At 62.2% G+C, this 13,846-nt stretch carries 12 protein-coding genes; 2 read left to right on the forward strand and 10 right to left on the reverse strand.

The genetic code is table 11. The features are described from left to right. The first annotated feature begins 241 nt into the window (after positions 1-241). Positions 242-508, forward strand: a complete 267-nt coding sequence (locus tag CXQ82_RS17670; RefSeq protein ID WP_101271266.1) for a hypothetical protein — start codon at positions 242-244, stop codon at positions 506-508. 15 nt (positions 509-523) lie between these two features. After that, on the forward strand, positions 524-853 hold the full coding sequence (locus CXQ82_RS17675) for a DUF6388 family protein (protein ID WP_101271268.1): 330 nt from the start codon (positions 524-526) through the stop codon (positions 851-853). An 8-nt stretch (positions 854-861) separates the two neighbouring features. On the opposite strand, the gene CXQ82_RS17680 is transcribed toward CXQ82_RS17675, so the two are convergent. From CXQ82_RS17680 to CXQ82_RS17725, 10 genes are read right to left on the reverse strand one after another with little or no spacing between them, the layout of a single operon-like run. Beyond that, positions 862-1,704 (reverse strand): serine/threonine-protein kinase, encoded by an 843-nt coding sequence (locus CXQ82_RS17680; protein WP_101271270.1) that lies wholly within the window; start codon positions 1,702-1,704, stop codon positions 862-864. Between the two features lie 10 nt (positions 1,705-1,714). Continuing rightward, positions 1,715-2,443 (reverse strand): PP2C family serine/threonine-protein phosphatase, encoded by a 729-nt coding sequence (locus CXQ82_RS17685; RefSeq protein WP_101271273.1) that lies wholly within the window; start codon positions 2,441-2,443, stop codon positions 1,715-1,717. Then, entirely contained in the window at positions 2,440-5,817 is a 3,378-nt protein-coding gene (tssM, locus tag CXQ82_RS17690; protein ID WP_101271275.1) for a type VI secretion system membrane subunit TssM, read from the reverse strand. The genes CXQ82_RS17685 and tssM overlap by 4 nt, the downstream gene beginning before the upstream one ends. Positions 5,818-5,832: 15 nt before the next feature. Next, on the reverse strand, positions 5,833-6,696 hold the full coding sequence (icmH, locus tag CXQ82_RS17695) for a type IVB secretion system protein IcmH/DotU (protein ID WP_101271277.1): 864 nt from the start codon (positions 6,694-6,696) through the stop codon (positions 5,833-5,835). A gap of 5 nt (positions 6,697-6,701) precedes the next feature. Then, positions 6,702-8,030 (reverse strand): type VI secretion system baseplate subunit TssK, encoded by a 1,329-nt coding sequence (tssK, locus tag CXQ82_RS17700; protein ID WP_101271279.1) that lies wholly within the window; start codon positions 8,028-8,030, stop codon positions 6,702-6,704. A 1-nt stretch (position 8,031) separates the two neighbouring features. Next, positions 8,032-8,517, reverse strand: coding sequence for a type VI secretion system lipoprotein TssJ (tssJ, locus tag CXQ82_RS17705; protein WP_101273814.1), 486 nt, complete (start codon positions 8,515-8,517; stop codon positions 8,032-8,034). A gap of 5 nt (positions 8,518-8,522) precedes the next feature. Continuing rightward, on the reverse strand, positions 8,523-9,689 hold the full coding sequence (gene tagH / locus CXQ82_RS17710; protein ID WP_101271281.1) for a type VI secretion system-associated FHA domain protein TagH: 1,167 nt from the start codon (positions 9,687-9,689) through the stop codon (positions 8,523-8,525). Between the two features lie 16 nt (positions 9,690-9,705). Beyond that, positions 9,706-9,837 (reverse strand): type VI secretion protein, encoded by a 132-nt coding sequence (locus CXQ82_RS31645; protein WP_101271283.1) that lies wholly within the window; start codon positions 9,835-9,837, stop codon positions 9,706-9,708. Between the two features lie 42 nt (positions 9,838-9,879). Continuing rightward, positions 9,880-11,412: a sigma-54-dependent Fis family transcriptional regulator gene (locus CXQ82_RS17720; RefSeq protein WP_101271285.1), complete on the reverse strand. Its 1,533-nt coding sequence runs from the start codon at positions 11,410-11,412 to the stop codon at positions 9,880-9,882. Then, positions 11,409-13,841 carry an AAA family ATPase gene (locus CXQ82_RS17725; RefSeq protein WP_101271287.1) on the reverse strand — a complete coding sequence of 811 codons (2,433 nt, stop codon included), beginning with the start codon at positions 13,839-13,841 and terminating at the stop codon, positions 11,409-11,411. The genes CXQ82_RS17720 and CXQ82_RS17725 overlap by 4 nt, the downstream gene beginning before the upstream one ends. Positions 13,842-13,846: the final 5 nt, after the last annotated feature.

Genomic DNA, 13,846 nt, shown 5'->3' on the forward strand with positions numbered 1-13,846 from the left:
CCTGGCACCGGAAGCGAAAGCCTTTTGCCTTACGTGCTGTTGAATTTTCGGCAACGTCTGACAGCAAACACCCGCTTTTTTCCAAATAATTGGATGTTCTGACCTGGCGCACTGCTTGAATCTGCTTCAATAAGTACTCTATGTATCTGTTAGGACGCACACGGGTTCGACCGGCCAGGACTTCACCCCGTCAAGGAAGGTGGTCTGCGAAGGAAGCAGCCACCAAGGAGATAAACCCGACATGCAATACAAGCTGTCAATCAACGTACGGCCGTTACTGTTCAACCTGCTGCTATGGATGGGTGGGGTCGCGCTGCTGCTGCTGAGCAAAAGTATGATTGAATGGGTAACCGGGTCGACCAGTGATGGCGGGCTGGAACTGGCCATGGTGCTGGCGGCCTATCTGCTGTTATTTTTGCTCAACCCGATACGCGCCGGGATCGACCGCCGCTTACGCAAACGCGCCCGCCGCGCCGCGCGCCACAGGCTCGGCGCAGGCCCTCACTGAACCTGGAGCAGACTTTTGTCACCACCTGGCGATAACCACCAGCTCGCGCTGGACCGATTCCTCAACGAACACCCCGATGTCGCCGCCGAACTCGACACCCTGAACCCGCTGGCCGCCCAGGCCAAGGGCGAAACCCCGGCGCAGTACCGCGCCGAACGGCTGCACGAAGCCTTCGAAGCCGAAGCCGAACGCCAGGGCCTGTTTGCCTGGGAGCTGACCCTCAAGCTAACCGCCGAATCCCCCGCAGCGTTCGAGGCCCAGCGCCTTGAAGTGCACAAGGAAGTGGCGCAGATGGCGGGGCTGAGTTGGGTTGAGTATTGCCAGTTGCATGATTTGCCTGGTTGAGGGTTGGGCTACAAGAACCAGGGCCGCCGCCGGGTGCCCAGCGCTTCGCGCAATTGGGCGACGGTAATACTTCGACACGCCGGGTCCACCGCCAACGCCGTACGTAACGCCGGCCAACACTGCGTAGGCAGTCGACGCGGCCGTGGCAGTGGCTGATCAGGCTGACGTGTGCCGGGGCGCTGCCCCTGGGCCAATTCGTAGATCACACACGCTGCGCCATACAGGTCAGCGCTGGCCGACAGCGCACCACCGGCCATCAGCTCCGGCGCCGCATACGCGGGTGTCCAAGCGTTCAAGCGGCTGCGGCTCAAGCCAGGCAGGCCGGCGGCCATCTGCGCTGCGCCCTGGCCCAGGCCAAAATCGAACACACGCAGACCCTGCTCGCCGAGCATGATATTGGCGGGTTTAACATCGCCATGCAGCACGCCTTGCCAATGGGTGTATGCCAGTGCATCCAACAGTTGCAGCGCCAGGGGCTGCAGTTCCTGCCAAGGCAAGCCCTCCGGGCACTCCACCAGGAGGCGATCCAGGGTCATGCCATGCATCAATTCCATGGTGAAAAACGCTAGTTGCTGGTCGATGTCGACCTCAAAGGAAAACGCCCGTACCACCTGCGGGTGCTGCACGCTACGGGTCACGGCGAACTCGCTGTACAGCAACACATGGGCGTCGGGGCACGCACAAAACGTTTCACCGAGCAGCTTGAGCGCCACACTGGCGTTGGGTTCGCCAAACGCTTCATGCAACAGGTCACGGGCGCGATAGACCACGCCCATTCCACCCGTACCCAATACACGTTCGAGTTGATAGCGCCCCGCAAGCAGGTTCGGTGGGCTGGGGGGCGTGCTCATGGTGGTGCGCTCATTTCTGTACCACCACGGCAGTCAGGTCGTCCCGCGCCGGCCCTTGCAGCGCGCTGTTGAACAGCCTATCCACCACCTGTCGTGGCGTACCCACGTTCATGGCGCTGCCCAGTTCGCCATGGCTGAGCCCTTGGTAAAGGCCGTCGCTGCATAACAAAAATACATCCCCGGGCTGGGTACCCAGTTCCAACACCTCAAGGCTCAATGGCTGTGGCGCACCGATCGCACGCGTCAACGCGCGGGCGCCTGGATGGGCTTGCGCCTGCTCCAGGCTCAACTGCTGCTGGTCCATCAGTTGCTGCTGCAGGCAATGGTCACGCGACAGTTGGTACAGGCGCTGCCGGCGCCACAGGTAGCATCGGCTGTCCCCCGCCCAAATGCAGGCTGCGCGGCGGTCTTCAAGCAGCAGCGCAACCACGGTACTGCCCATGATGCCCGCCACCCCCTCGGCGGGGTGCGGCACGCCAAGCCCCAGTCGGCTGTCCAGCCCTCGCAGGCAGCGGCGAACGGCCTCGATGCGTTGATCGAAATTGCCAATAGCCGGCAGTGCAGCAAGGCTGCTGACCACCCACTGGCTGGCGACATCCCCGGCCCGGTGGCCGCCCATCCCATCGGCAACCGCCCAGCAACCGCGCTGCGGGCAATCGAGAAACGCGTCCTCATTACGCGAGCGCCGCTTGCCTTGCACCGTTCGCCCGGCACTGCGCCACGCGTACACCTGGCTCACAGTTGCTCCGGCAAGCGGAAGCTACGCCAGGCCGCCATCTGGAACGGGCTGGGGTTACGTTGGCTGGTGAGCAGGTAATTGGCGCGCAGACCGCCCAGGTCAGCCTTGAGTATGTGCACATCCCGACCACTTGCCGCCTCGCTCTGCATCAGGTCAAAAAAGCGAAATAGCGACCAGTCACCGCTGTTCTTTTCAATCCCCAACGGCCGCTGTTTCGCACCGCGCTCCAGCACCAGGCTGCTGCGCCCATTGCCTGACGCGCTGGGCCAATGAAACGCCATGGGCACGATCGGACCATGGCGGTACTCCAACTGCTGATCGCCCACGTGCAGGATCGCCCGGCTGACTGCCTGATCCAAGCTGTAGGGTGCCAAGGTGAATTGCACGGCCCACTCGCCGAGATCCTCAGTAAAAAAACCTTGGCGAATCATCTGGGCTTTGGTCATTTGCTCCAGCAACGAACGTGACACCGGCAAGCTGCGCCCATCCAGGCCGCGCAGCCGATAACGGTTGCCTTCCAGGCTGACAAACGGCCGTAGGTAACCTTCATAAAAACGCGCAAGAGCGCCGCGGGGTTTGAAAAACGCCTGGAAATCCCCCAGGGAGACGTCGCTGGCGGCATGGGCGTTGAACGGATAGCGCCGCTGGATCGCCTTCGCGTAAAAACCATACACCTCGCTTTGGTAGCGCTGGTTTACATGTGCATAGGCGTCATCCAGCAGGTGGCGCCAGGCGTCGTCGGCAACCCCTTCAAACCAGTCCTTGAGCGGCACCGGCAAGCGTGCAGCGGCGTTACGCAGGTTGCTCAATAGGGGCTGCTGCCCTTCCATTCGCTGCTTGACCATCCTGAATGCCGCCTGCTCAGGTGGGCTCTCGCGGTTCAGCGCCAGCAATTGCAGGTGTAACTCATCAAGCAGGCGCAATACCTGCATCAACCCGGCGCCGGGGTTCTGCTCCTCATCGAGGAGTTGATGCAACGGTTCGAAGCGACGCTGTAGCGCACGCCGGGCAGTATCAGGCCCTGATTGGCCCGGCAGCTGACTGACCAGCATGCCGGCAGCCACCAAACCCAACCCGCTGGCCTGCTGGCCCGCCGCCTCAAGCCGATCATGGGTCGGGAGCAGCCGGGTATTTTCACTGACCTGCTGCAACAGCTGCACCAACGCCGACTGGGCTGACGTCAGGCCCGCGAGCTGGTCGATGCCTTGCCTCAGGCTGTCACTTTGCTGCAACCGGATGCGGCCCAGGGCGTGGCTCCAAGCCTCGGCGTACTCACTGAAATAGCGCTGCTCCAGTTCCAGCATGAGCTGGCGCAAATCCGTGGCGCTGAGGTCAGTGCCCTCCCCAAGCACCCAGTTATCCTGGGCAATGGCATTGACCAGTCGAGGGCCTTGTTTTTCAAAATACTGCCAATACCGCTTGGTGTAGAAACCGGGTATCGGCGGCTCAAGCCTGGCAAACACCTGGCCGTCGGCCAGGCGGTAGGGTTCCAGGCTGCGGGCTTGTTCGCGCAGCGTGCGGTAGACCACTTCAGCCAGCGACTCTCCGCGTAATACCTGGCGGGCCTGGGCCACCAGCGCAGTATCCAACACCGCTACAAACGGCTGTTCAAGCAGCTGCGCAAGGTGGTTGTGCAAGCGCTTTTGCGCCGACGTGTCCCCGGCAAAGCGCACGGACCAAAGGCCGGCCACGTGCTCCGCCAGCCAGGTGGTATCGCGACGCTCGCGAAGGTTGAGCATCAGGTACGCACGCAAGGTATCCAACAGCCGCTCACGCTCGCCAATGCTGGCCTGAACCTGCTCCTCCAGCAGGGCTACCACCTGTGGCAGCAGGCGCTGGCGCAGGGTTTCTGCATACGCATTGGCCAACAGCGGGCGACTTGCCTCCCCCTGATACAAGCCGGCTCGATCCACCCAGCGGGCCTCGGCCGCCGGTGGAAATAGCCGAGTGGCGGCCAGGTGATTGTCCAGCAGCGGCAACAACGCCAGCATTTCGTCCGAACCGGCTTGGGCGGGCGGCTGGGGTTTGATCAGTTCCTGCAGTTGTACCAGCCGCTGATGATTGAAAGCATAACTGTGTGCCCACAACACGCCCGCGGTACCGATGAGCAGCGAGGTGACGAGTGCGAGCAGCCCCTGGCGCCGACGCAGGCGCTGTCGCTCAGGGGTATGCAACCCGGCAAGATCGGCCTCGGCGAAAATCACCCGGTTGAACAGGCCCCGGACAAACTGGGAACGTCTATCCCCCGACTTTGCACAGGTCAGGTAGAACCCGCGCAAACCATTGATACGCTGATGGCGATGAGCGGAAAACGCAGCCTCGACAAACAGGCACAGGCGCTCGCCGAGGCGTGCGGCCTGCCGTGGAAAATCGAGTATCCGGCCACGGCGCTCGACATTTCGCTCCTGGTGCAGGCGCGGGATCAGCTCTGCCCCCAAGCGTTGCAGCAACGTCTCGAATGCTTCGCGCACCTGGACAATATCGGTTTGCGCCGCGCTGGCGGCCAGGCGCTCACCCAGTAGCGCTTCAGTGCCCTCCCCTTGCTGCGTATCAAAGAACTCCGCAAACCCTTCAAGCCAGTCAGCCTGGGTCAGCACCAGGTAGACCGGCACATCCACATGCAGCTTCTGCTGAATGTCCTGCAAGCGGGCATGCACATGCCGCGCGTGCAACGCCAGGTCGTGTTCGCTGCCGCCCAACAGCGTATCCACCGACAAGGTCACCACCACGCCATTAAGCGGGCGCGTCCTGCGCCGCGACCGGAGCAGGCGAAGCAACATCGACCACCCCGCCGCGTCTACCGCACGGTCAGGCTGGGCCAGGTAACGCCCCGCAGTGTCTACCAGTACCGCTTCGTCGGCGAAATACCAGTCACAGTAAGCCGTTGCGCCGGGCATTGACGCCTCGGCCCGATCAAGCGGAAATGGCAGGCCACTGGCCGCCACCAGTTGGGTCTTGCCACTGCCTTGTTGCCCGATCAACAGGTACCAGGGCAACTCGCTACGCCAACGTTCGCTGCGCTCGCCGTAGCGGCGCGAAGTTCTCAGCGTGTGCAGAGCCTCCTTGAACCGCCCGCGTACCTGCCGTTGTTCAGCGTTGACCAGGCCATGCCCCTGATCACGCGCCTCGTGTGCCCGCTGGTCATGGCGAGCGATTGATCGCGAGCCGACCACAACCATCGCCAACCCCCATAGCAGGAACAAGCCACTGATGCTCAGCAAGCGGGCCGCCGCGCCTTGCCAGAACCGATGATTGTCCACCGCCAGCAATGGCCCGAAAAACCATACCAGCAGCGCGCTGGACAGCACCAGCAACAGGCTCCAGACCCAACTTTTGCGCAGCATCGTGCCCGCGCCCTTGAAGAATGCGTTCATTCATTGCTCCCAGCGTTACAAGGGCGTCTGAGCCTGGCCCGACGCCAACGGTTGAAAAGGTTGCAGTACCGTCGCGCGCTCGTTGCCCAACACCCACGCAAAACCTGAGTACATCACCAGCACACAGGCCAGCCCGACCATCACCACCCACGGGGCGGAAAGACTGCGTACCCGGGTATGCCGAACCATGCGTGGGCCTGCCGGCGCAGTCAGAGAGGGCCGAGCCCCGCGTACATGTTGGATCTGTCGGTACAAGGCATCGCGTATCACCTCCAGCTGTACCTCACCGCGCTCGATGACGCGGTACTTGCCTTCAAAACCCATCGACAGGCTCAGGTACATCAGCTCCAGCATGTCGACGTGCTTGACCGGGTCGCGGGACAGCCGCTCAAGCAACTGGAAAAACTTCTCACCGCCAAAGGTTTCGTTGTGAAAGCGACTCAGCAGACTGCTCCTGGACCAGTCACTGCGGCTGCCCCACGCCGTGGTCACCACGGCCTCGTCAACAACGCTGCACAACACATAGCGCGCAGACATTACCTGCCCCGCCTCAGCCCCCTGGTGCAAAGCCTGGGCTTCAAACGTGGTAATACCGGAGGACAAGCGCTCGTTGAGCGCCTGCAGGTTTTCGCGGCCAGCACTGACCTTGAGTTGGGCAACCTGCGACAACAGCTCCCAACCCGCAGCCACCAGGCTATTGGGGCCTGTTTTGAAGCTGTGTTCGCCCTGCAGTCGGGCGGTGTAAATCATGCGGTCTTCCAGTTGTTCAAAGCGCGGCGGCGACGGAAAGTCGGTCACCGGCCCCTGCGCCGGAGCGAAGCCTTCACGGTCAAGCAGCACGGTTTTCTCGTCCTGCGCGTATTCACTGTCCAGCGTCATGGTGTTCAGTTCCTGATAGCCCAGAAGTTGAGTTCCAGCTCTGCAAACTCGCCGCTGGCGTGAAAGGCAAAACCACCCGACTGCTCCAACTGCGCGATGTCCCGGGCATTGAGTTCGAGCATGAAATAGGTCTTGCCGGCGTGGAACGGAATCTGTCGCGGCGCCACCGGCATCGGCTTGACCCTGATGCCGGCGAGATGCAGGTTGACCAACTCGCGGATGCGCTCCACGGTGCCGATCTTGAGATGCGCGGGCAGTCGATGGCGCAGCTCTTCCGAATCGCATTGGGCAGTCGCTGCGAGAATGAACGTCGCCGTCCCCAGCAATTTGAGATCACTCACCGGGCACACCAGCACCCCATACTGGCGCTGCTGCAGCGTCAGCTCGATGGCATGCTGCTCAAGCACCAACGACAGCACCGTGCGAATGCCACCCATCAATCCGCGGAAACTGGCGCCTTGATCGCCGTGCTGGTAATGCACCTGCAATTGCGCTCGCCTGCTGTCGGTCGCGAACGTAGACAACTCGCCGAGCACCGACAGCAACTCCAAAAACAACGTCTGCGGCCGTACCTGCGCCTGGCTCAAATAGTGGCGCAACCTCGATTCGACACGGTTGATCAGTTGCAGCATCAGCAGGTCGCCAACCTGCGCCGCCGCCGATGTGCCGCTGCCCTGGATTCGCGCCGCAATCGCATCACCACGCGTTGCCAGCAGGCTGATCACTTCCTTGATGCACGACGATACGTACCCTGCCCCTTGGAGATAGATAAACGTCGGCACGAAATCCGTATCCAGCTTCACCCCCCCTTCACGGGTCGAGTCCAGTACCTGGGCGACCTGGAGTTTCACGTAGAACGGATCACTGGGGGGCTCCCCGACTATCAAGCGCAGGTCCGGGCGCGCACAGCTGATCTGGCAACAGGAATCGACACCTGCGTTGGAATCGCCGATCTCGGTTCCATACGCCACGTAGCGCGCCAGGACATCGGTTTGTTCGGGCCTGCGCGCTTCAACCTGATTGTCAGTCGCCAGCGGCAAGGCCAGGTACACCGCCTGCCGGCCGGCGTTGGCAGGCACCTGCAGTACCAAGGGTTCCATCGTACCGCTGAGCTCGAACAGGCTACCGTCCGGCAATATGCCGCTGGCCTGGTTAACCACCACCTTGCCCAGGTTGAGGTACTGCACGTCGACCTCCAGGGCCAGAAATCCCCAGGCGTCACTGCCCATCAGCCGCGTACGGTTAAGCTGTTGATGGTAGTAGCGATCGTTGTGCTGCAAATGCTGGGGCCGCAGCAGCATGCCTTCCTGCCAGATAACGTTATGGACCGGCATCTCAATCCTCCGTCTTACGGGTGTCAGGAACAGCCATGCGGATACCCGTGCCGTCCAGCACCAGGTCGGCACGCGTCAGCCGCGCTGGGGCTACCGGCAGCACCAGCCGCCATTGCACTTGAGGTAGATCGCGATAGGCTGCCAGCACGCCGACATAGCGGCTGTGCGAGTCGACGCTGAGCTTGAGCACCCGCTGCTCGCCGGGGCGCATCTCCAGCTCTTCGCTGCTGACCCAATCCTTGGGCAGTGTTTGCTCGGCCCGGGCATAGAGGCTGAAGAAGTCGGCATTCTCAAACGCCACGGGGTGCCGCAGTTCGAGCAAGTGAACGACCACGGGAGACGGGCGCCCATGCAGATCCGGGTTGACCGCGTCGCTGGTCGTCAATGTGAGGTCCAGTTTGGTCAAGGTCGAAAAAGGTGAAACGCTGCTGCAACCGGCCAACACGACCAGTGCTACCAGCATTGATGCAACGGTGGTTCGATACATGAACATCATCCCGGGTAAGCGGCGTGCAAGGTGGAGACCAGGCGCACCTGCTCCTCATAGGCGTTGGTAAAGTCATCGCGCAATAACTGCTCGCCCTCGCACGCCTCGTCATTCAGCCGTTGGTAGTGACGCTGATAGGCCCGCCAATGGGCGCCGTCGGTGAAGAACCGGCGCGGCTTGCGCTCGCGCTCGAAGCACAGCAACAGGTGAGCTGGCGCGAAGGCCGCCCGTGCGCTGCGCAGTGCGGCACGACAGGCCACCACCAAGGCCAGTTGATGAACCTGCAAGTCGCGGTAAGCCTGGGCAATGGTCAGCTCGGCGGAAAGCCGGCCCAATTCTCCGCGCCCCAACAGCGAGACCAGGGCCGCCTGGGTATCAGCGCAATCCTTCAGGGGGTTTGGGTGCTTGAGCGCAGAAGTGTTCCAGCGCGGGTTCACCTCGCTGTTCAGTTCGTCGCGGGTGCGAAGGCTGTGCTGCAAGCCATCGACGGTTTGCCTGAGCAAGCCCGCCACCTTGATCGCCAGGGCCTCGCGACCCGGTGTATCAAGAGTATCAACGCCCATACCCAAGGCTTCGCCAAACTGCGACCAGAAGGTTTCGGGGGCGGCTGTGACAGGTACGGGAGGAGGCACCACATCCGCGAGCGGCACGGCCCACTCCGGTACAACCAGATGATCCCGGTCCACGGCTCCGTGTCCCATCGACGGGGCCGCGGATTCCGCCGACGGATCCAACGCCTCCAACGTGTGAGATGACTCTCTGCGCCGTTGTTCGCAGTCCAGCGCCTGAACAGGGTCAAGCCCCAGGAAGGCATCCTCGGGGATCCTCTCATTCAGGGTAAATGGACGCGGGTCGTGCCCCAGCAGGCGGGCACGAATATTCAGTGAACCCAGTTGGTACACGTCACCCTCGCTGATCAACCGCGCCTGCCCTTTGCGCAGGCGCTCCCCGCTGCCCGACACGCCAATGCCGTTGCTGCTGATATCGGTCAGAAAGTAGCGGTCGTCCCGGTAACTGATCAAACCGTGGTGGCTGGAAATCAAACGCGTGGCGTCAGGGATGACCCAGTCACACCCCATCCCACGGCCGATCACACCGCCGACGCTATCAAAGACTTTGCGGGCTGGCAGTTCACCGCTCGCAGGGTCACACACTTCAAACACTAATTGCATGGCAGGGCTCCCCTGTTCAATGGCCGCGACGTGCCGCTTCCGGGTCACCCAATGGTCGGTAGTCAGCATCATCAAAGACATAATTGGCGTTACAGCCAGCCAGCAAACACAACACAAGCACCACGGCTTGCCACGGACGAAAAAGCATCAGGTACCTCCCAGGAAAATAAGGTGTGCACACGCAGGCCATTCAGCCCCCCTCACGAACATCGCCAACAGCAATCTTCAAGTGCGACAGGCGATAGAGCAGCGTGCGACGTGCGACCCCCAACTCACGTGCGGTACGGGTTCGATTGCCACGGTTTTTGTGCAGGCAGTCGATCAGGAATACCCGCTCCACCCGCTCCAGGCGTTGACGCAAGGTCGCATCCGCCGTCCCACTGAGCGGTGACGGCAACAAAGACAGGTGCGCCGGCAGGATCACACCGTCGTCACAAAGCAGCACCGCGCGCTCCACCAGGCACTTGAGCTCGCGCACGTTGCCGGGGAAACCATGGCTCGACAGTTGATCCAATGCTGCGCTTGACCACTCCACTGGGGGTCCGCCCAGAGCAGCACGGGCCTTGTGCGCAAAGTGCCGCGCCAGCAACAACACATCGCCGTCACGCTCACGCAAGGCCGGGAGTTCAATCGGGAATTGCGCCAGCCGGTAATACAGGTCTTCGCGAAAGCTGCCTTGGGCCACCATGGCGGCGAGGTCGCGGTGGGTCGCGGCGATAATGCGTACATCGACCTTGTGCGCCGTACTGGCACCCAACGGACGAATTTCACCCTCCTGCAAAACCCGCAGCAACTTGGCCTGCAGCGACAGCGGCATATCGCCGATTTCGTCCAGCAGCAAGGTGCCGCCATGGGCGGCGTCGAACAGCCCCGTGTGGTTGCGTTCGGCCCCCGTGAACGCCCCTTTGCGATAACCGAACAGCTCACTTTCCAGCAGCCCTTCGGGAAAGGCCGCACAGTTTTGCACCACGAACGCCTTGCCACTGCGCGGTCCGGCAGAGTGGATAGCGCGCGCGACCACTTCCTTGCCGGTCCCTGTCTCGCCACGCAGCAGCACGGTGTAAGGGGTTCTCAGGATTTTGCCGATCAGCCGGTAGGTTTCATCCATTGCCGTACTGTTGCCGATCAACCCGAACGCCGCACGGTTGGCCTGCACATCGCACTCGGGCAAGGCCGCACGTTGCACAGGGCGCATACGACGCAGCAACGCCAGCTGCATCAAGGCAAAGCTGCCCAGCGGTGCCAACGACGCGGCGTAACCCTGCAAGGGTTTGGGACGCTGGCTGGCATACAGCAGCACTCCCGCGAGGGTCTTGTGCCGAGAGAACAACGGCACGCAGGATAACGAGCGCCAAGGCGTAGCTGTCACGGGTAAAAAATCGCTTTCGTAAAGGCTGTTTGCCAGATCATCCAGGCTAAGGGCACTGCGATGACCGAGGACATACTGCAACACCTGCTCGTGCTGATAGTCCGTACCGCACAGTCGGGCGTCGGAGCGCAACGTCCCGGGCAAATGCTGGGCAATCAAGTCAAGTCGACCCGTGGCTTCGTCGAACCAATACAGTTGGCTGAGTTCGCACTGGCTCAGTTGGGCCGCCGCCGCGACACACTGGTCAGGCAGCGTGGTTTCATCCTCGTCGATGCCCAGACGGATGAACCAGGCCAGTAACGCATCAGCGTAAGCCAGTGGATGGGGCAACTGGGTAAACAGGTTATCGATCATTGGCTGAACTCGCAGGCTGGGTCACCGTTGCCATCAAGGCCGGCGTGGACCTGCGACAGCGATTCGCCCTTGGCCATGGCATCCAGCAATCGGTCCACCACCTGCGGTAGCACGTGAAGTTCGATCCATTGGTCGAAGTACCGAGCGCCGCTGTCACTGTGGGCGCAACGCTCGGCCATGTGCGCGACCAGTTGGCAGGAATAGCTGAAGGCAAGCCCGCGCAGTTGCAACCGCTGCCCGAGACGTTCGAGCTTGAGCCTGGCCATGTGCTGCAGTAGCTCACCCGTGATCGGGTAATACGGCACCACCCGCATCCGGGCCAGCAGTGCAGGCTTGAAGTGATCACGCAACAACGGGCGGATCGCCTCCTGCAGCACCTGCACCTGCGGGCGCCGGCCACCTGCACACAATTGACCGATGCACTCACTGCCCAGGTTTGAGGTCATCAGTATCAACGTGTTGCGAAAATCGATTTCGCGGCCTTCGCCATCGTTGGCCAGCCCCTTGTCGAAAATCTGATAGAACAGGTTCAACACTTCCGGGTCGGCCTTCTCGACTTCATCGAGCAGCAATACCGAATACGGACGCTGGCGCACGGCCTCCGTCAACACCCCGCCCTGGCCATAACCGACGTAACCGGGCGGCGCCCCGATCAGCCGCGACAACGCGTGTTTCTCCTGGAATTCCGACATGTTGAGGGTGGTCACAAAACGTTCGCCGCCGTACAGCAAGTCGCCCAGGGCCAGGGCCGTCTCCGTCTTGCCCACACCACTTGGGCCCACCAGCAGGAATACGCCCACCGGAGCGTCAGCCTTGTTGAGCCCCGCAGCCACGGCGCGCAGGTTGCGATCAAGCGCCTGTACTGCCTGCTCCTGACCGAGGATGCGCGAACGCAGCGCATCGGCAAAACCCAGGACCCGTTCATTGCTCTCAAGGGCCAGTTGTTCAACAGGGATACCTGTCCAGGCGCTGATGACCTCGGCCACCCGGCGTGGGCATACCTGCTGCACTCCTGCCTGCTGTTCAAGCCAGTGCCGTTCCAGATCCTGGCGCTCACACTCCGCCGCGCCCATTCGCCGGCCCAGCGCGTGCAGGGCCTGCTCATCTACCGGTAGCCCTGCGTGCATGTCGCGGTTCAATGCCTGGCGTTGACGCGCGCCCTCAGCCTGCTCGGCATATAGCTGTTGCAACGCCTCGGGTGGCGTATCCCGACTGGTTCGCACGCGGGCGCAGGCGGTATCCAGCACATCCACCGCCTTGTCAGGCAACTGGCGCCCTGCCAGGTAGCGCGCGCTCATCTGCGCCGCCGCGACGACAGCATCGTCACGCACATACACACCGTGGCTGCGCTCATACACCGGGACCAGCCCGCGCAGGATCGAGACCGCCTGTTCAACGCTGGGTTCGGCGACCCGCACGGGCTGGAAACGCCGCGCCAATGCTGGGTCTTTCTCGAAATATTGCTTGTATTCCGACCAGGTGGTGGCGGCGACGGTACGCAGTTCGCCGCGTGCCAGGGCCGGCTTGAGCAGGTTGGCAGCATCGGATGTGCCCGCCTGAGCTCCCGCCCCTACCAGCGTATGCGCTTCGTCGATAAACAGGATCACCGGTTTGGCTGACAGCTTGACCTCATCGATCACGCCTTTAAGGCGTCGCTCGAACTCGCCCTTGATGCTCGCGCCCGCCTGAAGCAGGCCCATATCCAAGGTCAGCACCCGCACATTCTTGAGCGGTTCCGGCACCTGTGAGCTGGCGACACGCAGGGCAAGGCCCTCGACGACCGCGGTCTTACCCACTCCGGCTTCGCCGACAAGAATCGGATTGTTCTTACGGCGGCGAACGAGTATGTCGATCAACTGGCGAATCTCCCCATCGCGACATAGCACCGGGTCGATACGCCCTTCCTGGGCCTGGCGGGTCAGGTCATGGGTAAACCGCTCCAGCAATGACTCACCAAGTGGCGCCGGAGTGGTTCCAGGCGCGTGGCGCAACAGAAAGTCCTGCACGCGTTGTGGGTTCAATCGGCTCAACAACCGCTGGTAGCGACTGCCGGCGTGGTGTAACGGATGGCGCAACAGTGCCAGCAGCAAGGCACCGTCATCCACTTCAGCTTGTCGCAGCTCCAGGTGGGCAATCATCAAGGCCTGTTGCAGCCATTGCACGAGTGCCTGGGAAAACACTGGGTTACGCGACGCGCTTGCCTCCCCCTTGGGTTGCAACAGTGCTCGCAGTTCGCCAGCCTCGACGCCTGCATCCGCCAAGGCCAGCACCAGAAGACTGTCTTGACGCTCCAGCAGGGCCAGCAGCAGGTCTTCCACCAAGACTTCCCTGCCCCCCCGCGTCACACAACGCTCGGCCGAACGCTCAAGGTCTAGACGGGCCTGGAGGGTCAAGGTCTGGATCAGTTGTTGCAGGTCCACATTCATCATAATCG

It is taken from the genome of Pseudomonas sp. S09G 359, assembly GCF_002843605.1.
In the GTDB taxonomy this organism is placed as follows: Bacteria; Pseudomonadota; Gammaproteobacteria; order Pseudomonadales; family Pseudomonadaceae; genus Aquipseudomonas.